General features: G+C 64.9%; 19 protein-coding genes and 2 tRNA genes. 10 read left to right on the top strand and 11 right to left on the bottom strand.

Translation table 11 applies throughout. The features are described 5' to 3' along the window. Window positions 1-5 precede the first annotated feature (5 nt). The gene (locus AC54AG_RS03430; RefSeq protein ID WP_496629497.1) at window positions 6-863 is read left to right on the top strand and encodes a ChaN family lipoprotein; all 858 of its coding nucleotides are present in this window, start codon (window positions 6-8) and stop codon (window positions 861-863) included. A 3-nt stretch (window positions 864-866) separates the two neighbouring features. Here the strand turns inward: AC54AG_RS03430 and AC54AG_RS03425 are convergent, their stop codons facing one another. Further along, the gene (locus AC54AG_RS03425) at window positions 867-1,694 is read right to left on the bottom strand and encodes an IclR family transcriptional regulator domain-containing protein (RefSeq protein ID WP_496629496.1); all 828 of its coding nucleotides are present in this window, start codon (window positions 1,692-1,694) and stop codon (window positions 867-869) included. Window positions 1,695-1,859: 165 nt separating this feature from the next. On the opposite strand from AC54AG_RS03425, the gene AC54AG_RS03420 reads away from it, so the two are divergent. The 7 genes from AC54AG_RS03420 (at window position 1,860) to AC54AG_RS03390 (ending at window position 8,859) form a co-directional block, all read left to right on the top strand. After that, window positions 1,860-2,558, top strand: a complete 699-nt coding sequence (locus AC54AG_RS03420; protein WP_219327888.1) for a 3-oxoacid CoA-transferase subunit A — start codon at window positions 1,860-1,862, stop codon at window positions 2,556-2,558. A gap of 10 nt (window positions 2,559-2,568) precedes the next feature. Next, window positions 2,569-3,210 (top strand): 3-oxoacid CoA-transferase subunit B, encoded by a 642-nt coding sequence (locus AC54AG_RS03415; protein ID WP_072455091.1) that lies wholly within the window; start codon window positions 2,569-2,571, stop codon window positions 3,208-3,210. Between the two features lie 41 nt (window positions 3,211-3,251). Then, a complete protein-coding gene (gene pcaF / locus AC54AG_RS03410) occupies window positions 3,252-4,454 on the top strand; it encodes a 3-oxoadipyl-CoA thiolase (RefSeq protein ID WP_496629495.1) in 1,203 nt (400 codons plus the stop codon). A 153-nt stretch (window positions 4,455-4,607) separates the two neighbouring features. Beyond that, window positions 4,608-5,903 carry an MFS family transporter gene (locus tag AC54AG_RS03405; RefSeq protein WP_496629494.1) on the top strand — a complete coding sequence of 432 codons (1,296 nt, stop codon included), beginning with the start codon at window positions 4,608-4,610 and terminating at the stop codon, window positions 5,901-5,903. Window positions 5,904-5,979: 76 nt separating this feature from the next. Next, the gene (locus tag AC54AG_RS03400) at window positions 5,980-6,675 is read left to right on the top strand and encodes a fumarylacetoacetate hydrolase family protein (RefSeq protein ID WP_072455094.1); all 696 of its coding nucleotides are present in this window, start codon (window positions 5,980-5,982) and stop codon (window positions 6,673-6,675) included. Window positions 6,676-6,693: 18 nt separating this feature from the next. Next, window positions 6,694-7,017 carry a thioredoxin family protein gene (locus AC54AG_RS03395; RefSeq protein WP_496629493.1) on the top strand — a complete coding sequence of 108 codons (324 nt, stop codon included), beginning with the start codon at window positions 6,694-6,696 and terminating at the stop codon, window positions 7,015-7,017. A gap of 555 nt (window positions 7,018-7,572) precedes the next feature. After that, window positions 7,573-8,859 carry an MFS transporter gene (locus AC54AG_RS03390; RefSeq protein WP_070301241.1) on the top strand — a complete coding sequence of 429 codons (1,287 nt, stop codon included), beginning with the start codon at window positions 7,573-7,575 and terminating at the stop codon, window positions 8,857-8,859. Window positions 8,860-8,919: 60 nt separating this feature from the next. Here the strand turns inward: AC54AG_RS03390 and AC54AG_RS03385 are convergent, their stop codons facing one another. The 9 genes from AC54AG_RS03385 to AC54AG_RS03345 form a co-directional block, all read right to left on the bottom strand. Further along, a complete protein-coding gene (locus AC54AG_RS03385) occupies window positions 8,920-10,488 on the bottom strand; it encodes a histidine-type phosphatase (RefSeq protein WP_496629492.1) in 1,569 nt (522 codons plus the stop codon). Between the two features lie 119 nt (window positions 10,489-10,607). Then, a complete protein-coding gene (locus AC54AG_RS03380) occupies window positions 10,608-13,088 on the bottom strand; it encodes a TonB-dependent siderophore receptor (protein ID WP_496629491.1) in 2,481 nt (826 codons plus the stop codon). Window positions 13,089-13,167: 79 nt separating this feature from the next. Next, window positions 13,168-14,154: a FecR family protein gene (locus AC54AG_RS03375; protein ID WP_496629490.1), complete on the bottom strand. Its 987-nt coding sequence runs from the start codon at window positions 14,152-14,154 to the stop codon at window positions 13,168-13,170. Continuing rightward, window positions 14,151-14,678: a sigma-70 family RNA polymerase sigma factor gene (locus AC54AG_RS03370; protein ID WP_070301244.1), complete on the bottom strand. Its 528-nt coding sequence runs from the start codon at window positions 14,676-14,678 to the stop codon at window positions 14,151-14,153. The genes AC54AG_RS03375 and AC54AG_RS03370 overlap by 4 nt, the downstream gene beginning before the upstream one ends. 182 nt (window positions 14,679-14,860) lie before the next feature. Beyond that, window positions 14,861-14,937: transfer RNA gene (locus tag AC54AG_RS03365), tRNA-Met, on the bottom strand. Window positions 14,938-14,996: 59 nt separating this feature from the next. After that, a tRNA-Met gene (locus AC54AG_RS03360) sits at window positions 14,997-15,073 on the bottom strand. 91 nt (window positions 15,074-15,164) lie between these two features. Then, window positions 15,165-16,112 (bottom strand): tRNA (adenosine(37)-N6)-dimethylallyltransferase MiaA, encoded by a 948-nt coding sequence (gene miaA / locus AC54AG_RS03355; protein WP_496629489.1) that lies wholly within the window; start codon window positions 16,110-16,112, stop codon window positions 15,165-15,167. A 79-nt stretch (window positions 16,113-16,191) separates the two neighbouring features. After that, window positions 16,192-18,102: a DNA mismatch repair endonuclease MutL gene (mutL, locus tag AC54AG_RS03350; RefSeq protein ID WP_496629488.1), complete on the bottom strand. Its 1,911-nt coding sequence runs from the start codon at window positions 18,100-18,102 to the stop codon at window positions 16,192-16,194. Window positions 18,103-18,171: 69 nt separating this feature from the next. Then, a complete protein-coding gene (locus AC54AG_RS03345; protein WP_496629487.1) occupies window positions 18,172-19,110 on the bottom strand; it encodes a peptidylprolyl isomerase in 939 nt (312 codons plus the stop codon). A 248-nt stretch (window positions 19,111-19,358) separates the two neighbouring features. Between AC54AG_RS03345 and AC54AG_RS03340 the strand changes: the two genes are divergently transcribed. Continuing rightward, a complete protein-coding gene (locus tag AC54AG_RS03340) occupies window positions 19,359-20,009 on the top strand; it encodes a VTT domain-containing protein (RefSeq protein ID WP_034746831.1) in 651 nt (216 codons plus the stop codon). A 157-nt stretch (window positions 20,010-20,166) separates the two neighbouring features. Next, entirely contained in the window at window positions 20,167-21,198 is a 1,032-nt protein-coding gene (locus tag AC54AG_RS03335) for a carbonic anhydrase (protein WP_496629486.1), read from the top strand. Here the strand turns inward: AC54AG_RS03335 and AC54AG_RS03330 are convergent. Continuing rightward, window positions 21,195-22,031, bottom strand: a complete 837-nt coding sequence (locus tag AC54AG_RS03330) for a D-hexose-6-phosphate mutarotase (RefSeq protein WP_496629485.1) — start codon at window positions 22,029-22,031, stop codon at window positions 21,195-21,197. The two genes, AC54AG_RS03335 and AC54AG_RS03330, sit on opposite strands and share 4 nt — an antisense overlap. Window positions 22,032-22,040: the final 9 nt, after the last annotated feature.

Raw genomic sequence — 22,040 nt, 5'->3', positions numbered from 1 at the left:
CTTACATGACCACCGTGATTTTCCGTGCCGGCGCGCGCGCCGCTCTGCTGTGCAGCATGCTGGCGCTGGCCGCCTGCGGCAGCCTGCTGAAGAAGGCGGCGCCGCCCCCACCCCCGCCCGTGGCTGACGCCTTGCCCAATCCGCAAGTGCTGCTGCTTGGTGAAGTCCCTGACAATGCGCAAGGCCAGCGCCTGCGGGTCGAGGAATTGCGCCGCCGCCTGGCGGCCGGCTGGCGTCCCGTGATCGTCATGGAGCAGTTCGACCGCGAAAACCAGGACTTGCTGACGCGCGCCGCGCGCGAATGCGCCGACCCCGACTGCATCATCCGCGTGATGGAACAGCCGCGCTGGGACTGGAGCGTGTACCGTCCCGTGCTGGACCTCGTCATCAGCTACCAGCTGACCCTGGTCGCCGGCAATTTGTCGCCGGCCGATGCCTCGCGCATCGTGCGCGACGGCATCCAGTGGTCGATGCCGCCCGCCATGGTGGCCACGTACCTGGCCGCGCCCGTGCCGGCCGATATCCTGGAAGGGCAAAAGAAGGAAGTGCAGGCGGCCCGCTGCAATATGCTGCCCGACATGATGGTGGGCGGCGTCGTCAACGCGCAAGTGGCGCGCGATATCTGGATGGCCAAGCTGATCCGCGACCAGGCGCCGCGCGACGTGGTGCTGATCGCCGGCAATGAGCATGTGCGCAAGGATATCGGCGTACCCCGCTGGCTGAAGCTGGCCGACCCGCAACTGAACGTGCGCAGCATCGGCTACCTGGAGCAGGGGACCACCGGCTACAAGGGCACGTTCGACCTGACGCAAACGATGCCGGCGCAGCCGCGCCCGGACCCTTGCGCCAAATTTAAAAAGTAAACGCTACTGCTGCACCCGCACGAGGGCGCTGACCCGGCTTGCCGTATCGAGCAGTTTCGGCAAGCTGTGTTCCAGCAGGTGCGCCACGGACGGCCCCGCCGTCTGGCCGCTGACGTTGATCGCCGCCACCACCTTGCCGGCCCGGTCGAACACGGGCGCGGCCAGAGCGATCAAGCCCTGTTCCAGCTCTTCCTGCACCAGGCACCAGCCCTGGCGCCGCACTTGCGCAATCTCTTCCATCAAGACGTCGACATCGACCTTGGTCGCCGGCGTGATTTTCAGCAGCGCCATCTTCGACAGCCGTTCGCGCAGCACGTCCGGCGCCAGGCCCGATAGCAACACTCTGCCCATCGAGGTGCAGTAGGCGGGCAGGCGGCTGCCGATGCCCAGGTTGATCGACATGGTGCGGTGCGCGGACAGGCGCACGACATACACGATGTCGTCGCCGTCGAGCACTGTGGCCGAGCACGACTGGCGCAAGGTCTGCATCAATTCTTCCAGCAGCGGCTGCGCCTGCGTCCACACGGGCAAGGATGACAGATAGGCGTAACCGAGGTCGAGCACCTTCGGCGTCAAACGGAACAGCCGCCCATCCGCTTCCACGTAACCGAGATGCAGCAAGGTGTGCAGGATGCGCCGCGCGCCGGCGCGCGTCAGCTGCGCCCGTTCCGCCACTTCGCTCAGGGTCTGCTGCGGCGCGTCCGCGCCAAAGCTGCGCAGCACGGCCAGACCCCGCGCGAACGATTGCACATAGCTGTCGCCGGGACGCGGCGCGGCGTCGGCATCGACGGTTTCTTCGGCGGGAACGGAGGTGCTGCTGCGTGCGGTCATGGCAATTCCAATTGGTCAAGGTGGCAATTATAGCCATGGCGCTGGCGAAAACGGCAAATTGACAAGCGCCCCGATCAGGCATATTCTCACGAATAAGTTCTAAATACGAATATTTGTTCGTTATACGAACAAGTGGCAGATGGATTTGATTGGGAGGAGACCGCAATGATCGACAAACTGCGTTCCAGCGTGCTTGATGCGCTGGCCGATATCCACGATGGCGCCACCGTCATGATTGGCGGCTTTGGCGGCGCGGGCCAGCCGGCCGAGCTGATCGACGGCTTGATCGCCCAAGGCGCGCGCGACCTCGTCATCGTCAACAACAATGCGGGCAATGGCGACACGGGCCTGGCTGCCCTGCTGAAAAACGGGCAAGTGCGCAAGATCATCTGCTCGTTCCCGCGCCAGGCCGATTCGCACGTGTTCGACGCGCTGTACCGCGCGGGCAAGCTGGAACTGGAACTGGTGCCGCAGGGGAACCTGGCCGAGCGCATCCGCGCCGCCGGCGCCGGCATCGGCGGCTTTTTCACGCCCACCGGCTATGGCACGGACTTGGCCAAGGGCAAGGAAACGCGCGAGATCGATGGCCGCATGTATGTGTTCGAGTCGCCGATCCACGCCGATTTCGCGCTGATCAAGGCGGAGCAGGGCGACCGCTGGGGCAACCTGACTTACCGCAAGACGGCGCGCAACTTCGGCCCGATCATGGCCATGGCCGCCAAGGTCAGCATTGCTTCCGTGCACGAGGTGCTTGACTTGGGCAGCATCGACCCCGAGCACGTCGTCACGCCGGGCCTGTTCGTGCAGCGCATCGTGCAAGTGCCGCGCACGGCCACCGGCCCCGCCGGCTTCAAAGCAGCCTGAGGAGTATCAAGTGAATAAATGGAATCGAGACCAGATGGCGGCCCGTGTGGCGGCCGACATCCATGAAGGCAGCGTCGTCAACCTCGGTATCGGCTTGCCGACCCTGGTGGCGAACCACTTGCCGGCTGGCGCGGACATCATCCTGCACAGCGAAAACGGCGTGATCGGCATGGGCCCCGCACCGGCGCCCGGCGAGGAAGACTACGACTTGATCAATGCGGGCAAGCAGCCCGTCACATTGCTGCCCGGTGGCAGCTATTTCCACCATGCCGACAGCTTCGCCATGATGCGTGGCGGCCACCTCGACATCTGCGTGCTGGGCGCGTTTCAAGTGTCCGCCACGGGCGACCTGGCCAACTGGCACACGGGCGCGCCGGACGCCATTCCCGCCGTGGGCGGGGCCATGGACCTGGCCATCGGCGCGAAAAAAACCTGGGTCATGATGGAATTGCTGACCAAGACGGGTGAAAGCAAGCTGGTGCAGGCCTGCACCTATCCGCTCACGGGTATCGGCTGCGTCAGCCGCATCTACAGCGACCTGGCCGTGCTCGACCTGTCGCCCGCCGGCGCCACGGTCGTCGAATTGGTCGATGGCTTGAGTTTTGAACAGCTGCAAGCGTTGACGGCCGTGCCGCTGACGGACGGACGTTAATTCAGTATCAATACGCAAATCACTTTCTTGGAGGAAAGAACATGACTCACGCTTATATCTGCGACGCCCAGCGCACGCCATTCGGCCGCTATGGAGGAGGACTCGCCGGCGTGCGCGCCGACGACCTGGGCGCCGTGCCCATCCGTGCCTTGATGGCGCGCAATCCGAATGTGGACTGGACTGCCGTCACTGACGTGCTGTACGGCTGCGCCAACCAGGCGGGCGAGGACAACCGCAATGTGGCGCGCATGGTCGCCCTGCTGGCTGGCTTGCCCGACAGCGTGCCGGGCGCCACCCTGAACCGCCTGTGCGGCTCGGGCCTGGACGCCATCGGCAGCGCCGCGCGCTTCATCAAGAGCGGCGAAGCGGGTTTGCTGATCGCAGGCGGCGTGGAAAGCATGAGCCGCGCGCCATTCGTCATGGGCAAGGCCGACAGCGCCTTTTCGCGCGGCATGAAAATGGAAGACACGACCATCGGCTGGCGCTTCATCAATCCGTTGATGAAAGCGCAGTACGGTGTCGATTCGATGCCGGAAACGGCGGAAAACGTGTCGTCCGACTTCGGTATCAGCCGCGCGGACCAGGATGCGTTCGCGCTGGCCAGCCAGGTCAAGGCCCTGGCGGCGCAGCAGGCGGGCGTGTTCGACAGTGAAATCTGTCCCGTCAGCATCGCGCAAAAGAAAGGCGATCCCATCGTCGTTGCCCGTGACGAGCACCCGCGCGCCACCACCCTGGAGATCCTGGCCAAATTGAAGCCTGTCGTGCGCGCGGACGGCACGATTACCGCCGGCAACGCCTCGGGCGTCAACGATGGCGCGGCGGCGCTGCTGCTGGCCGACGAGGCGAACGCGGCCCGTTTTGGCCTGACACCGCGCGCCCGTGTCGTGGCCATGGCGACGGCCGGCGTGGCGCCGCGCATCATGGGCATCGGCCCTGCGCCCGCCACCCTGAAAGTGCTGGCCATGACGGGTTTGACCCTGGCCGACTTCGACGTCATCGAACTGAACGAAGCGTTTGCCGCGCAAGGCCTGGCCGTGCTGCGCCAGCTGGGCTTGCCCGACGACGATGCGCGCGTCAATCCGAACGGCGGCGCGATTGCCCTCGGCCACCCGCTGGGTGCCTCCGGTGCGCGCCTGGCCATGACGGCCGTCAACCAGCTGCACCGCACGGGCGGCCGCTATGCGCTCTGCACCATGTGCATCGGCGTGGGACAGGGTATTGCATTGGTGCTGGAACGGGTCTGATTCCACACGCCCGCAGGCGAAAAAAAGTTACCAGCGATACGTATTAACGCGTATGCCGGGCGGCTTTTTGACTCTGATCAAGGGCGTATGATGCAAAACCAGCCCGGGCAACCGGGCTGGCGTTGGCTTTTTCACACGAACAAGAAGACTGATATGACATCCCACGATACTCCGCATGACGTTGCGCAGCTGACTTCCCGGCAGCGCATCAAGGCCATCATTGGCGCTTCCTCCGGTAACCTGGTCGAATGGTTCGACTTCTACATTTACTCGTTCTGCGCGCTGTACTTTTCGCACGCGTTCTTCCCTTCCGGTAACCCGACGACGCAGCTGCTGCAGACGGCAGGCATCTTCGCCGCGGGCTTCCTCATGCGCCCGGTGGGCGGCTGGCTGTTCGGCCGCATCGCCGACAAATACGGCCGCCGCCAGTCGATGATGATTTCCGTGCTGATGATGTGCGGCGGTTCCCTGATGATCGCCGTGCTGCCGACCTATGACACCATCGGCGCCTTCGCCCCGTTCCTGCTGCTCGTGGCACGCTTGTTCCAGGGCTTGTCCGTGGGCGGCGAATACGGTACCAGCGCCACCTACATGAGCGAAGTGTCGGAATCGGGCAAGCGCGGTTTCTTCGCCTCGTTCCAGTACGTGACCCTGATCGGCGGCCAGCTGCTGGCCTTGCTGGTGCTGGTGGTCTTGCAGCAACTGTTGACCCTGGAAGAGCTGCGTGCCTGGGGCTGGCGCATCCCGTTCGTCTTTGGCGCCTTGGCGGCTCTCGTGTCGCTGAACCTGCGTAAATCCCTGACGGAAACGACCACCGCCAGCGAGCGCAAGGACAAGGATGCGGGCAGCCTGCGCGGCTTGCTCAAGCACAAGCGCGCCTTCATCACGGTGCTGGGCTTTACGGCCGGCGGCTCGCTCGTGTTCTACACGTTTACCACCTACATGCAGAAATACCTGGTCAACACGGCCGGCATGGACACCAAGACGGCCAGCGCCGTCATGACCTGCGCTCTGCTCGTCTACATGATTCTGCAACCGGTGTTCGGCGCCTTGTCCGACCGCATCGGCCGCCGTACCTCGATGCTGTTCTTCGGCGGCCTGGCCACCCTGTGCGTGTTGCCGATCATGCATGCCCTGAAAGACATCACCAGCCCGTACGCGGCGTTTGGCCTGATCGTCATTGCGCTGGCCATCATCAGTTTCTACACGTCGATCAGCGGCTTGATCAAGGCGGAAATGTTCCCCGTCGAAGTGCGCGCGCTGGGCGTGGGCCTGTCGTATGCGGTCGCCAACGCCATGTTCGGCGGTTCGGCCGAATACGTGGCGCTGCAGTTCAAGGCCTGGCACGTGGAAGAGTATTTCTACTGGTACGTGACCGTCATGTGCCTGATTTCCTTCATCGTCGCCATCCGCATGCCGGACCCGAGCCGCTCGGGCCTGCTGAAGTAAGCTTGTCGTAAAATGGGGGACACTGCGGTGTCCCTTTTTCATCACCGCTTTTTTATCGTGCCGATCAGGAGTTTTCATGTCGTATGTCATTCCCGCACCGATCCAGCCCAGCGTTCCCGTCACGGGCAGCGCCGACAGCTTTCCCGTCCACCGCATCTATTGCGTGGGCCGCAACTACGTCGACCACGCCAAGGAAATGGGCCACACGGGCCGCGAGGCGCCGTTTTTCTTCATGAAACCAAACGATGCCGTGCTGCCCGTGCCTGCGGGCACGACGGGCGAACTGCCGTACCCGGCGCAGACGCAGGATTTCCAGCACGAGATGGAACTGGTGGTGGCCATCGGCAAGGGCGGCAGCGATATCGGCGTGGCCGACGCGCTGAGCCACGTGTGGGGCTATGCGATCGGCCTGGACATGACGCGCCGCGACGTGCAGGGCGCAGCGAAAAAACTGGGCCGCCCGTGGGACACGGGCAAGGCCTTCGAGCACTCGGCGCCCATCGGCCCCATCACCCCGGCCGCGCAGGCGGGTGACATTGGCCATGCCGCCATCACCCTGCACGTGAACGGCGAGCTGCGCCAGGCGAGCACCATCGACATGCTGATCTGGAACGTGGCTGAAACCATCGCCGACCTGTCGACCTATTTCACTTTGCAGCCGGGTGATCTGATCTACACGGGTACGCCGGCCGGCGTGGCGGCCGTGCAGCGCGGCGACGAGCTGGTGGGCGCCATCGATGGCCTGGGCACCTTGCGCGTGAAAGTGGTCTAAGTTCTCAAGGAGACTGACATGATGAACGACCCGTATTCCGTAGCACAACCCACGCGCGCCGAGATCGACGCCTTGACCGGGCCGGCCCTGCTGGAATTCGGCACGGGCTGGTGCGGTCACTGCCGCGCCACCCAGGCGCCGCTGGCCGCCGCGTTTGCGCAGCACTCTGGCGTGCCGCATATCCGCGTGGAAGACGGCCCCGGCCGCGCGCTGGGACGCGCGTTCCGGGTGAAGCTGTGGCCGACCCTGGTTTTTTTGAAGGATGGCCAGGAAGTGGCGCGCCTCGTGCGCCCGCTCGACAGCCGCGAGATTGAGCAGGCTTTTGCATTGATTGATGCGTAGGTCGGCTTAGCGCAGCGTAAGCCGACATCACCGCACATGCTCCAACACAACTTCTTGCCGCACCGCACCACTGCGCGTATCATAAGCCGCTTACAGCAAGATCAACCGCATCCTTAGGGATGCAGCGCGATCATCGCCGGCCCGCTCCACCCGGAGGGGCCGCAGGCAAGGATTCACCACAAATGACCGATGCCGCGATGCCGACGCGCGGGTCTGGTACGGAATGCCTGGCGATACGCCGGGCCTGATACACGTCGCCCACCCCCTGACGCCTTTCCTGCCGTGCCCCGGGTAACCGGATGGCGCACGACCGTTGTTTCTCTAAATCAGCACTGATCACGGCGCGATAGCGCGCGTTGGTACACCGTTGTCTGCCGTTAACAACGGCGTGTTACGGCGTGGAATTTGTTTGCGAATTTAATAGCAAATTCGCAGCAATTACGCCCGAGCACAGCTATGATATGTGAACCGCGCGCCTAGACAACGTGCTGTGCTGCTGCCTGAAAAAACATCCAGAGAATGGCCTTTAGACACCCTCCCCAAGGAGCGCAGTAAATGAGCACCCCCCCCAAGAAAAATTCCCCCGGCACGGTGCTGTTCGCCAGCCTGATCGGCACCACCATCGAGTTCTTCGACTTTTATATCTACGCCACCGCCGCCGTGCTGGTGTTCCCGAAACTGTTCTTCCCCGCCGGCGACCCGTCGGCCGCCGTGCTGCAGTCGCTGGCCACGTTCGCCATCGCCTTCTTCGCCCGCCCCATCGGTTCGGCCGTGTTCGGCCACTTCGGCGACCGTATCGGCCGCAAGGCCACCCTGGTCGCAGCCTTGCTGACCATGGGTATCTCGACCGTCATCATCGGCTTGCTGCCGACGTATGCCGCCATCGGCACCCTGGCGCCGCTGCTGCTGGCGCTGTGCCGTTTCGGCCAGGGCCTGGGCCTGGGCGGAGAGTGGGGCGGCGCGGTGCTGCTGGCCACGGAAAACGCGCCACCGGGCAAACGCGCCTGGTACGGCATGTTCCCGCAGTTGGGCGCGCCGATCGGCTTTTTCCTGTCGGGCGGCATCTTCCTGCTGCTGAGCGAAACGATGACCGATGAGCAGTTCTTCAGCTACGGCTGGCGCATCCCGTTCCTGGCCAGCGCGCTGCTGGTCATCGTCGGCCTGTACGTGCGTCTGAAGATCACGGAAACGCCGGACTTCCAGAAAGTCATCGACAAGAACGAAGTCGTCAAGCTGCCGGTCGCCACCGTGTTCCGCCAGCATGGCCGCATGCTGTTCCTGGGCACCATCATCGCCCTGGCCACCTTCGTGCTGTTCTACCTGATGACGGTGTTCGCACTGAGCTGGGGCACGACCAAGCTGGGCTTCACGCGCAAGGAATTCCTCATCGTGCAGCTGTTTGCCGTGCTGTTCTTCGCCCTGACGATTCCATTCTCGGCCGTGCTGGCCGACCGCCGCGGCCGCCGCGCCACCCTGATCTGGGTCTCCGTCGCCATCGCCATCTTCGGCCTGGTGCTCGCGCCGATGTTCGGTTCGGGCGTGACGTGGGAAGTGACCGTCTTCATGGCCGTCGGCCTGGGCCTGATGGGCATGACCTACGGACCGCTGGGCACCATGTTGTCCGAGCTGTTCCCGCCCGAAGTGCGCTACACGGGCGCCTCGCTGACGTTCAACCTGGCCGGCATCCTCGGTGCCTCGCTGGCGCCGTACATCGCCACCTGGCTGGCCACCAACTACGGCTTGCAATACGTGGGCTACTACCTGTCGCTGGCGGCCGTGCTGACCCTGGGCGCGCTGCTGATGGTGGGCAAGCCGCGCGAGGGCAAGGAAGCCTGGCAGTAACTGCTTGCTACATGATGGTCGAAAGCCGCCAGTTGCATAAGCTGGCGGCTTTTTTTGTGCCTACGGCGTTGCCACGTGGCCGTAGCAGGCTTTCAGTCCCGCATAGTCGTAGAAGACGCTGCCGGGCGCGATGCGCGTGCCGTCGCAAGCGGCCTGGAAATCGGTTTCCTTTTCGTTGTACAGCAGGCGCACGATCAGTTGTCCTGCGCCGTTGCGGTACACATCCCACTGCATGTTGGCCGCCAGCGGCGAGATGCTCTGGCCGCGCCATCGAGGGCCGTCATGGATGTCGCTGGCCGATGCCGGCAGCGGTGCCAGCGCCTCTTTCAAGCCCATGGCCGACGCGAGCGGGATGATCATTTCGGCGTGCGTGAAGCGCAGCTTGGCCGCGTGGCGCACATCGCCGCTGGCCAGCGCATCGACTTCCTTGAAAAAATCGTCGCGCAAGGCCAGCGCGAAGCGCCAGGTCACGCCTGCGCTGGCCGTGCTGCCCGGTCCTTTCTGGTAAAAATCCTCGTGGTCGGCGATATCGACGTAGTAGCGTGCATCCTCGGCGGGCATGTAGCGGCTGAAATCGGCCGGCACTTCATGGCGCATGCCGGCGGCGATCGCATACAGTTCATATAGTTTTGTCGCGGCCGCATTCAGGCTGCGGATGGCGGTCTTGCCGCTGCCCGTCATGGTGCGCGTGAGCTGGCCGTCCGCGCTGGTGAAGGTGTAGCTGCCCGTGTCCGCATAGCTGGCGGCGCCGCGCTCGAGCTGGTCGAGGAAGGCGGGCGCAAACAGCCGCTCGAGCACGTGGCGCGCATGCGCGGCCGCCGCAGGCAGCCTGGCGGGGGCATCCATCAGCGCGTGCAGCTGCTTGGTTCTTTCGTAGTACTGGTAGGCCTGGCTGGCGGCATAGGTGGCGTAATACGGGTTGGCGCGATCAGCGACAAGATCCGTCCGCGGCGCCAGCTTGTGCGCGTACAGCAGGAAGCGGTTGACGCCATCCGCTTGCGGTACCGCCTTGCGTCCCTGCGGATACGGCGCCGGCGCGGGCGGCAGGTAGAGCAAGGGCGCCAGCGCGGGCGCGTGCTCGAGCAGCGACTGCGTGAAAAAGCGGGCGCTGTCGCGCGCGCGGTCCACGCCGGAATCGATGGTGACGAGCTGGCGCGGCGCCGTCGCTGCGTCCTGGCCCACTTGCGCAAACAGGGCGGGCAGGCGCGCCAGCATGCGCACGGCCAGCTGCCGATGTTCCTCGATGCCCGTCTGCGACAGATTGCCGTAGCCGGGTTTCTCGATGCCGGCCACGCCATAACCAAGCAGCGCGTTGGCCTTCATCAGGGCCAGGATGTCGGGACCCAGTTCGCGCCCCAACGGCGTGAGCGCATCCTGCGCGGCGGCCTGCTGCCACATCGCATACAGGGCCGCGTCGCTCTTCATGCCGGTCAAGCCGCGCGAGCCGTGGCGCGCCACCAGTTGCGTGTAGATGGGCTGGAAGCCGGCCGGCGGCGCGGCATAGGTGGCCGGGTCCTGCTGCGGCGCATATGGCGTCTTGGTCTGGTAATGGCCTTCGATGGCCAGGACGGGACTGGCGTACAGGGCAAGGGCCAGCGCAATGCTGGACAGGGGTAGCAGTAAGGGCATGGTTTTTTCGTGGTGAATATTTCTCGTACGCCAGCCTAGCACTGAACGAAAAAAAGCGGAAAAAAAGGCGGGCACGGCTGAATGCCGGCCCGCCTGTGCCGTCAGCGCAGCGCGTCAGCCTACCACTTCGGCGTGTACTTCAGGGTCAGCTGCACGTTGCGCGGGTCGCCGAAGTGGTTATTGCCGCCCGTGTCGTTATACGACGGGATCACGTAGCGCTTGTCGAACAGGTTGTTGACGTTGACGGCCAGCGACAGCTGCGGCGTGGCTTGCCAGGCCAGGCGCGCGTTCCACAGCGAGAAGCCGGCCACGTCGAACGAGCGGCCGAAGTCCAGCGTGTGGCTTTGCATGTTCACGCCGGCGCCGACGCTGAACTTGTTCCACTCGCCTGGCAGGGTATAGCCGGACCACAGGCGCAGCATGTGCTTCGGCGTCCACGTCGAGAAGACCTCGCCCTTGTTGTCCGGGTCGTCGAGGTAGGTCGTCGTCGTGTAGGCATAGCCGGCCGACAGCTGCAGGCCGCGCGCCACTTCGCCGGACACTTCCGCTTCCAGGCCCTGGCTGCGCACCTTGCCCGAGGCGCGCGAGCAGTACCAGCCGTCGCAGGCGAAACCGGCGGCGTAGTCGTTGACGGCGCGGTCCTTGTGCTCGTAGCGGAAGACGGCCAGCGAGGTGTTGACTTTGCCGTCCAGCAGCTCGCCCTTGACGCCAGCTTCATAGCTGTCGCCCGTGACCGGTTTCAGGACCTGGCCCGCCGCGTTGCGGTTCGTCTGCGGCTGGAACACGCCCGCATAGCTGGCGTAAGTGGACCATTGCGGCGTCAGCGCATACATCAGGGCCGCCGATGGCGTGAACTTGGCCGTGACCCTGGTGCTGTCCGCCGTGCCGCCCTTGGGCGCATACTCGAAGTCATACCAGCTGAAACGCCCGCCCAGCAGCGCTTTCAGGTTGCTGGTCAGCTGGCCGTTCCAGGTGCCGTACAGGCCTTTCTGGCGCATGTCGTAGGTGCTGCTGGAGCTCACGCCGCGCGCGGCGATGGTGTCGAAGTCCTGCCATGGACGGTGGTGGTTGATATTGAAGATCTGCGCGCCTTGCGTCCAGGCGCGCGCATAGCGGTCGTCGGAGTGGAACTTCACATAGCTGGCGCCCATGACGACTTCCTGCGCGATGCCCAGGCCATCGAATTTGCCGCGCACGAAGGCGTCGATGCCGCGCTTCTGGTTCTTGAAATCGGTGGAGAAGTCGCCGTACATGGAACCGCTGCCATCGGCCTTGATGGTGCCGGCCATGCGCTGGTGGGTCGAATTGGTGCGTTCATTGACGCCCAGCGCGGCCGTCTTGAAGGTCCACCGGCTGTTGAAGTGGTGCTCGAGGTCCAGGTTGACGGTGGTTTGTTCCACCTTGCTGCGGTTCCAGTCGGCGCCCGTATAGGTCGAGCGGGGCAATCCCAGTTCGCTGCCGTCGGCGTAGCGCGCCAGGCCGATGAACATCGGGCGGCCGCGCCCGTTGACGTTGCTCACGGCCAGGCCCACGGTGGTGGCGGGGCCGAGGTCGTAGTCGAGCGCCGCATACACGGTGTGGTTCTTGCTCCACACCTGGTCGATGAAGGAATGGCTGTCGTCTTCATCAATGATGGCGCGCCCACGCAAAGTGCCTTGCGCATTCAGCGGCGTGCTGACGTCGAGCTGGGCGCCGTAGTGGTCCCACGAACCGGCGCGGCCCGTGAGTGCGACCTGGCGCGTGGCCAGCGGGCGCTTGCGCACCAGGTTGACGGAGCCGCCCGGGCTGCCCGTGCCTTCGAGCAGGCTCGATGCGCCGCGCAGCACTTCCAGGCGGTCGTAGATGACCATGTTTTCCTGGCCCCAGTTACCCAGCGCATAGGTGTTGCGGTCGATCGGCACGCCGTCGTACTGCCACTGGTCGATCTGGAAGCCGCGCGAGGTGATCACCACGCCCGCGCCCACGCCATGCACGCCGACCACGCCGGTGACGTTGTTGACGGCTTCGCGCAAGTCCGTGATGCCCTGGTCGTCCAGGCGCTGGCGCGTCAGCACGCTGACCGATTGCGGCATGTCCTTCATCGACTGCTCGCCCTTGCCGAGGGTGATCTTGCGCGCCGTGTAGGAGCCGCTGCCTTCCGTGGTGGCGCCTTGCTCGGCCTGGCCGACGATGGTAATCGACGGCATGGTGCGCTCGGCCGCCGAGGCGGCGCTTGCCGCTGCCGTGGGCGCGGATGCCGGCGCGGCCACCAGCACATAGCCGGTCGCCGTCTTGCCGATGGCGTAGCCGCTGCCGCGCAGCAGCACGGCAAAGCCGTCGTCGATGGCGTAGCTGCCCTGCAGGCCGGCCGTCTGCAGTCCCTGTACCTTGGCTGCGTCGATGACGATGGATACGCCCGCCTGCTGCGCATAGCGGTTCAGGGCGGCGGCCAGCGGACCGGCGGGGATGGCGTAGCTGGCGGTGGCAAGGCTGGCCTGCGCCTGGGCGGCTGCCTGGACGTGCATGCCGGCGCCAGCGAGCAGCAGGGCGGCCAGGGCCAGGGGATGGAGCCGCGTGCGCAGCGCGCGCGGCGAGGAAACGGTAAGGATACGAGCGGACATGGTGACAGCCTTTTTTGATTGATCTCAGCTGCCTTGACGCACGAGATGCGCAAAGTGGAACCGCGAACGCAAAAAATATTTACTTTTTGGCGGGGGCGTCCACCATCACCAGGTAGCGCGTCAGCATGCGGATGCGCAGCTGGGGGAAATTGTCGATCAGCAGCTGCAGCGCCTTGTCCGTGTCGTCCAGCGGCAGTACGGCCGCCACGCGGATGCCGGCGATCTGCGCGCGGTCGTAATGCAGCTGGCCGTGACGGTGGCGGGCCAGCTCGTCGAGCACGTCGGCCAGCGGCAAGTCGTCGACCACCAGCTGGTGCGCGCGCCACGCTTGCTGCACGCTGGCCGCATCGATGCTGGTCAGTGGCCCGACGCCATCGTCGGTGATGCGCGTGCGCTGGCCCGCCTGCACCAAGACGGCCCGATGCTGCGGCACCTGCGCCGATACTGTCGATTCGAGCATGCTCAGGATGGTGGCATCGTCTTCCCTGCGCACGGCAAAACGCGTGCCCAGCGCGCGGATCGCCGCCTGCTTGCTGTCGACGATGAAGGGGCGCTGCGCATCCTTGGCCACATCGACGAGGATGTCGCCAAGCACCAGTTCTACATGCCGTTCGCCCGCATTGAAGCGTACGTTGACGGCGCTGCCGCCGGCCAGGGTCAGGCGGCTGCCATCGGCCAGGGTGTGCGTCTGCCATTGTCCCGTGGGGCTGCGCAGGTCGGCCAGCAGGTAGGCGGGGCGCTCGCCGAGGACCAGCGCGCCGGTCAGCACCAGCACGGCCACGGCGCTGGCGGCGGCCAGCTGGCGCAGACGCTGGCGCTTGGGCGCGATGGCGGCCAGGGCGGCGCGCGCGGGGCGATGGTCGCCGCCGGCCGGCTCGCGCACGGCATGCAATTGGCGCAGCAGGTTTTCCATGCCGGCGGCCACTGTCGCGTGCAGCGGATCGGCCGCCTTCCACGCGGCGAAGCCGGCCCGCGCCATGTCGCGCTCGGCCGTGTCGTCGGCGCTCAGCTGCACGATCCAGCGGGCGGCCTGCTCGGCGGCGATATCGGTGCGCGTGCCGCTCATGCCGCCATGGCCGGGCAGGCGTGGCGGCAGGCCAGCAAGGCTTGCACCAGGTATTTTTGCACCATGCGCGTGGAGACGTTCAGCTGCGCGGCGACGGCGGCCTGCGGCTGTTCTTCCAGGTAGTGCAGCAAAAAGGCCTCGCGCGCCTTGGCGGATATTCCGTCCAGCGCTGTGGCGATCTGCCCGAGCGCCTGTACGGCCATCAGGATCTCGTCCGGCGAGGGCGCACCGGGCAGGCTGTCGGCCAGCAGGACCAGTTCCGCCAGGTAGCTGCGTTCGAGTACTTGCCGGCGCGCGCGGTCGAGCAGCAAGCGCTTGGCCGTCGTCGACAGATAGGCGCGCGGCTCGCGCATGCCGAACAGGGCGTCGCGCGAGGCGATGATGCGTAAAAAAGTGTCTTGCGCCACGTCGGCCGCGCCATGCGGGCAGCTGAGTTTCTTGCGCAGCCAGCCCACCAGCCAGCCGTGATGCTCGCTGTAGAGCGTGTGCACTTGCTGTTGCAGGCTGGGCTGGATGGCGGACATGGGGGATGAATAATATAAATGAGAATTATTCTCATTGTAAGCGGCAGAGGCGACTTGTCACAATCCCCGATTGCATGTGGATGGGGCTGGTGTTGCGCGCAGGCCGCATGCGTGGTGCTGCCGGAAATGAAAAAACCCGCCGCTGCACGGGGCAGGGGCGGGTTCTTCATATTGCAAATTCTTGGTGGTGATAGGTGGACTTGAACCACCGACCCCAGCATTATGAATGCTGTGCTCTAACCAACTGAGCTATATCACCAAACAGACCGGTCAGACCGGATGCTCGTTTTGACCAGGGGAAACCTGATCGATGTTCTTTGGTGGTGATAGGTGGACTTGAACCACCGACCCCAGCATTATGAATGCTGTGCTCTAACCAACTGAGCTATATCACCCAACAGCCGAGCATTATCCAGTCTTCCCATTTCCTTGTCAATGCCGGCCATGAAAAATCTGTGGATTTTTTGTGTGCTACAGCGTTCATGATTATTTCATCAACGGCTGGATCTGCGCCAGCATGGACGAGGCCGGATCAGGGCCCAGGCAGTCGATAACGATGCGTTCCGGCATAGCCCGTAACCAGGTCAGCTGGCGCTTGGCCAGCTGGCGCGTGGCGATGATGCCCGTCTCGCGCAGGGCGGCGCGGTCGATGCGGCCATCGAGGTAGTCCCAGGCCTGGCGGTAGCCCACGCAGCGCATCGAGGGCAGGCCCGGGTGCAGGTCGCCGCGCCGGCGCAACCCATCCACTTCATCGAGCAGGGCGTCGTTTTTCAGCATCAGGTCGAAGCGCGCGGCGATGCGCGCATGCAGCACGGCGCGGTCCGACGGCTCGAGCGCGAACGATTGCAATTGAAACGGCAGCACGGTCTTTTCGCGGCGGTCCAGCAGGGCCGACATGGGCTGGCCGGACAGGGCGATGATTTCCAGCGCGCGGCCGATGCGCTGCGCGTCCTGCGGCGCCAGGCGCGCTGCCGTGACGGGATCCTGCTCGGCCAGGCGCGCATGCATGGCGGGCCAGCCGATGGCGGCCGCGTCTTCTTCCAGCTGGGCGCGCAGCACGGGATCGGCGCCGGGCAAGTCGTCGAGGCCATCGGCCAGGCCCTTGAAGTACAACATGGTGCCGCCGACGAGCAGCGGCAGCTTGCCGCGCGCCGAGATCTCCGCCACCAGGCGCAGGGTGTCGTTGCGGAACTGCGCCACGGAATAGGCGTCGAGCGGGTCGATGATGTCGATCAGATGATGCGGTACGGCGGCCAGTTCTTCCTTCGACGGCTTGGCCGTGCCGATATCCATGCCCCGGTAGACGAGGGCGGAATCGACGGAGATGATCTCGGACGGAATCGCTTGCGCGATGGCCAGCGCACTGGCCGTCTTGCCGCTGGCCGTGGGGCCCATGATGGCGACGGCCAGGGGGAGGGTATGGGTATTTGTCATGATGCTTTTTTGATGTGCTTGCGATGGGGGCCCCAAGGCAAAGGCTGGGGTCAGACCCGGCGGGTCTGACCCCGGAATTTTATTGGCCGCGCAGGAACAGTTTATCTAGCGCGTTGATCTCGACCTGCACCCACGTGGGCCGGCCATGGTTGCACTGGTCGGCGCGTTCCGTGCTCTCCATCTGGCGCAGCAGGGCGTTCATTTCCTGCACCGACAAGATCCGGTTGGCGCGCACGGCCGTGTGGCAGGCCAGGGTGCCCAGCAATTCGTTCTGGCGCTCGATCAGCACGCGCGAGCCGCCGTATTCGCGCACGTCGCGCAGCACGTCGCGCGCCAGGGTTTGCGCGTCCGCGTTCTTGAGCAGGGTCGGCACGCTGCGCACGGCCAGCGTGGTGGGCGACAGGGCGGCGATGTCGAAGCCCAGCGCTTTCAATGTGTCCTGGTTTTCATTCGCCGTCGACACTTCGATGGCGTCCGCGTAGAACGTGACGGGGATCAGCAAGGATTGCACCTGCATGTCCTGACCGGACACTTGCGCCTGCAGCGCGTTTTTCAGCTGCTCGTACAGGATGCGCTCGTGCGCCGCGTGCATGTCGACCAGCACTAGGCCCTTGGTGTTTTGCGCCAGGATGTAGATGCCATGCAGCTGGGCCAGGGCAAAGCCCAGCGGATACTCTTCGCGCGCCATCGCTTCGGGCGAGGCGATGTACGGCTCCACCTGCGTGATCGGCGAGGATGCAGCACCGCCGCCGCCGAACAGGGCGCCATAGGCCGCCGTGTCCTGGGCCACGCCCGGCGCGTCGGCAAAGAAGGGACGTGCCGCGCCGGGCGAGGCGGGCGCGAAGGTGTTCGTGAATTGCGCGCCGAACGAGGTCTGCGTCTGCTCGCGGCGCCAGATGCCGGGTCCGCCCAAGCCCGCGCTGGCGGTATCGCCGCTCAGGGTGGAAGCGGCCGGCAAAGGCGCCGGTACGCTGCCAAAGGCCGTGGCCGACGTCTGCGCCAGCGCGCGCTGCACGGCGTGGAAGACGAACTGGTGCACGGAACGGCTGTCGCGGAAGCGCACTTCGATCTTCGACGGGTGCACGTTGACGTCGACCAGGGCCGGATCGAGGTCGAGCGCCAGCACGTACGATGGAAAACGGTCGCCGTGCAGCACGTCCTGGTAGGCCATGCGCACGGCGTGCACCAGCAGCTTGTCGCGCACGAAGCGCCCGTTCACATAAAAGAACTGGCCATCGGCGCGCGCCTTCGATGCCGTCGGCAAGCCGGCAAAGCCGTGTATGCGCAGGCTGCCGGCCGACTCGTCCAGTGCCAAACGCGCTTCGGCGAAGTCGTTGCCGAGGATGTGCGCGCTGCGCTTGGCCAGTTCGCTGATGTTCCACTGGTCGATGGTGCGGCCATTGTGCGACAGCGAGAATGATACGTCCGGGCGCGCCAGCGCGATGCGGCGCACGACTTCGGCGCAATGGCCGTATTCCGTCTGTTCCGATTTGAGGAATTTTCGCCGCGCGGGCGTGTTGAAATACAGGTCCTGCACGTCGACCGTGGTGCCGTGCGCTCCCGATGACGGCGAGACGCTGCCATTGTGCGAGCCGACGATTTCCCACGCATGCGCCGCGTCCACCGTGCGCGATGTCACGGTGACGGCGGCCACCGAGGCGATCGAGGCCAGCGCCTCGCCGCGAAAGCCCAGGGTGCCCACGTTTTCCAGGTCGTGCAGCGAGGCGATCTTCGACGTGGCGTGGCGCGCCAGGGCCAGCGGCAGCTGATCCTTGTCGATGCCGCTGCCGTTGTCGGTAATGGCGATGCGTTTCACGCCCCCTTCTTCCAGCCGCACCGTGATCTGCGTGGCGCCCGAGTCGAGTGCGTTTTCCAGCAGTTCCTTGACGACGGCCGATGGCCGCTCGACCACCTCGCCGGCGGCGATTTGCGAAATCAACTGGTCAGGCAAGGCCTGGATCGGGCGGTGGGGCGTAATGGGAGCGTTCATGCGCCAATTATACCGGGGTCAGACCCGTCGGGTCTGACCCCAGCCCTTGCTCTTGGGCTAAAAGTTGGCCTACTTCCCCACCTCCCGCACCGGTATCGGCGCATTGCACACGTCGACGTGGCCGGCCGTGACCTTGCTCCACGGGCCGCCGCGGTGGCGCTGGGCTTCCAGTACGGCCTGGTAGGCGGCGCTGTCGGTGCGCATCACTTCCAGCTTGCTGCGCTGCTCGGGCGGCACGCTGGCGGCCAGGCGGATGGCCTTGATCGGCACGTTTTTCTCGGGGCTGTCATAAAAGCCCATGGGCCCCGTGCCGCGCGGCAGGGTGGACAGCAATGGCATGCCGGAGACGACCCTGCCGACGACGGTGATGTCGCGGTCCAGGTGGCGCGGGGACTGGCCGATGACGGCGTACAGCTCCGTGCCGCCGCCGCTGTCGCTGGCGCTGTCGCGGCCCACGCCCACGGTGGCATAGCAATGCGTGAGCCAGGCCGTGCCGGTTTTCGGATCGCGCGCCGATGGGAAACCGTTCGAATGGCCCACTTGCGGCGCATAGCCGTCGGCGTCCGGCAGGCGCGTGAAGCTCTTGATATTTTTCAGCGGTACCGTGAATTCGCCGGGCAGGGTGCGCTGGGCATGCTGGATCGGCTTGGGATTCTTCTCGTTCGGATCGCCCCACTGCGCCACCCAGTTGTCCTGCGCGCGCGTGATGGCCAGGCCGTCGTAATACTGTTCCGCCACCAGGGCCTTGATATTGGCCACGTGCTTGGGCGCAAAGTCGGGCGCCAGTTCGATCACCACGCGGCCGGCGGGAATGTCCAGGTACAGGGTGTTGTCCGGATCCAGTGGACGCCAGTCGGACGGTTTCGAGGCCTTGATCACGTCGGCCAAGGTCGCCTTGGCGGGCAGTTCGGCGGGCGCCTTGATCTGGACGGGGGCGGCGTGGGCGGCCAGCTGTGCAAGGCCCAGTACGGTGGCCATGGTCAGGCCGCTCAGTGGGTGTCGATACATGTTTTCTCCTGGTCGGCGCGGGTTGCGCCGTGCAGAAAGTGTATACCGGAATGGCAATATTTCGTCGTAAAAACATTGCATACCGTAATCCTGAGAGTTGCCTGCCGATATGGCGTTTCCTTAACCTTTACTTAAATTGCCACACGCGCAAGGGCGCCGCATAATTAATCCAGAAATATCGGCCCGGGGACTGCCGTTGCGCGGGCCGGGTGGTGTATGATTCCGCCGCTACCTTTAGGGAAAAATATATGGATTTTGTGCAATTCCTCGACATGATCGTGCATGTCGACAAGACGTTGGGTATCTTGATCGAGCAGTACGGCACCCTCGTGTATGCGGTGCTGTTTGCCATTATTTTTTGCGAGACAGGCCTCGTGGTGCTGTTTTTCTTCCCTGGAGATACCTTGCTGTTTATCGCCGGCGCGTTTTGCGCGACGGGACAGATGCACCTGGGCTTGCTGATCTTCCTGCTCGTCACGGCGGCCATCACGGGCAATACGCTCAATTACTGGATAGGCGAGGCCATCGGGCAGAGGGTGTTTACCCACGATTACCGCTGGATCAACAAGGACGCCATGCGCCGCACGCATGAATTCTTTGAAAAGCACGGTGGCAAGACCATCATCCTGGCCCGTTTCGTGCCGGTGGTGCGTACCTTCGCCCCGTTCGTGGCCGGCATTTCCGACATGACGCATGTGCGCTTCCAGATGTACAACATCACGGGCGCCCTGTTGTGGGTGGTCGGTCTGGTCACGGCGGGCTACTTCTTCGGCAATATCCCGTGGATCCGCGACCATCTGACCTTGATCGTGCTGATCGGTGTCGGCGCCGCCGTCGTGCCGGTGGTACTGGGCGGCATGTGGAAACTCTACAAGCGCATGGTCGGCAAGTCGGCGTAATTGCTGCAAAGATCCAGGGCAAGCATGCTGCGGCGCCGTCCGCAGCTGGCCCTGGATCCCGTTTTCTCTTCGGTACTTCTGTTTTGCTCCTGCCCTGATTCAAGTTTTGTTGCTTTATAGCCGTAAACCAGAAGGTATTCTCACTTTCTGGATTTCCATGCGACATTTGAGCGCCCTGTTAGCTTGCAGCCTTGCCGTGATGACGGCCATGGCAAGCGCCAAAGATGCCCCCGCCCCGGCGAGCGCCACCGCATCCGCGCCCATGTCGGCCTCGGCGCGCGCGGCCGCCATGAAAACCCTGACCGAATCGGTGAAGGGCAAGGAGGCCAAGGCGCCTGTCGTCGTCGCGCCCACGGCGCGCGAAAAGGAGGAAGCGGCCGAAGTCGACCTGTCCGAACGCATCGCCGCGCGCCTGGCGGAAATGCGCGCCACCCAGGCGGCCCGCGCCGCCGCCCGCGCCAAGCGCGCCGCCGTGGTGAAGGCCGCGCCGCCGCCACCGCTACCCGTGCCGCGCGGCACGCACTGGTCGTACGAGGGCGACAGCGGTCCGGCCAACTGGAGCAAGATCAATGTCGACTGGGGCAAGTGCGGCAATGGCAGCCGCCAGTCGCCGATCGATATCCGCGACGGCATGAAGGTGGAGCTCGAGCAGATCAGCTTTGACTACCGCCCGTCGTCGTTCAACGTGGTCGACAATGGCCACACGGTGCAGGTGGGCGTGAGCGGCGGCAATTACATCACGGTGCAGAACCGCATGTTCGAGCTGCAGCAATTCCATTTCCACCGCCCGTCCGAAGAGCGTATCAATGGCAAGGCCTTCGAGATGGTGGTGCACCTCGTGCACCGCGACGCGGAAGGCCGGCAAGCCGTGCTGGCGCTGCTGCTCGAACGCGGTGCGCCGCAAGCGACCATCCAGACCGTGTGGAACAACCTGCCGCTGGAAAAATTCGAGACCATGCAGCCGACCATCCTGCTCGACCCGGCCGAAATGCTGCCGGCGCGGCGCGACTACTACACGTATATGGGATCGATGACGGAGCCGCCTTGCAGCGAAGGCGTGCTGTGGATGGTGATGAAGCAGCCGGTGCAGGCATCGCCGGCGCAGATGGCGCTGTTCAGTCGCCTGTATCCCTTGAATGCGCGCCCGGTTCAGCCGACCAATGGACGCATCATCAAGGAATCGAATTAAATAAACTCAAGGCGCTGGTGCCCGGTCCATTCGGCGCCGGCTGCCAGCGTATCGGGCTGGATCAGGGCAGGTTCGATGCAGATGAAGCGCGGCTGCTCGTCGTCGGCCAGGTCGGGCAGGGCGGCCGCGTCTTGCGCGCCCGGGTTCCACACGACGGCGTCCGTAAAGCCCTGCTGCTCCAGGCGCAGGGTATGGCGGCCAGACTGCAGGCTCAAGGCGCCCGGCAGCTGGTAGTAGATGCGGTCGAGCTTGTCCGAAAATTGCAGCACTTCTTCCGCTTGCAGGGCATCTTGCGGCGTCTCGTCCGAATAGCGCACGCGCTGCAAGCCTTTGATGCGCGCTTCGCTCAAATCATCAATCGAAAAATACGTATGCAGGGCGGCCGAAAACGGAAACGCCTGCTCGCCCGTGTTGTGCACGGACAGGTCCAGTTCCAGCGCCTGCGCCTTGACGGCCACGCGCAGGCGCAGGGTGAAGGCCCAGGGCCAGCTGGCGGCGATCGCTTCGGGCAAGTCGGCCTGGGTCAGGACAAACTGCGCCCACGCGGCACCACCGCTGTCGCCGCTCGATTCCAGCTGCCACGTCGCCACGCGCGCAAAGCCGTGGCGCATGCCCGTGCCGCGCGCGCCGAACTGCGGGAAGATCACGGGTACGCCGCCGCGGATGGCGCGGCTGCCGTCGAGGGCGGAATCGCGGCTGCAGAACAGGCGCTCCTGGCCATCGCTGGTCTGCCACGAGACCAGGTGGCCGCCGTACAGGGTGACGGTCGCCTGCGCACCATCGGCCGCGCGGATGGTCACGGCCGGCAGCTCGCCAAAGATACTCTCGCTCATGCTAGGCTT

The sequence above is a fragment of the Janthinobacterium sp. BCJ23 genome (assembly GCF_059617945.1).
This window is presented reverse-complemented; position numbering and strand designations above follow the sequence as displayed.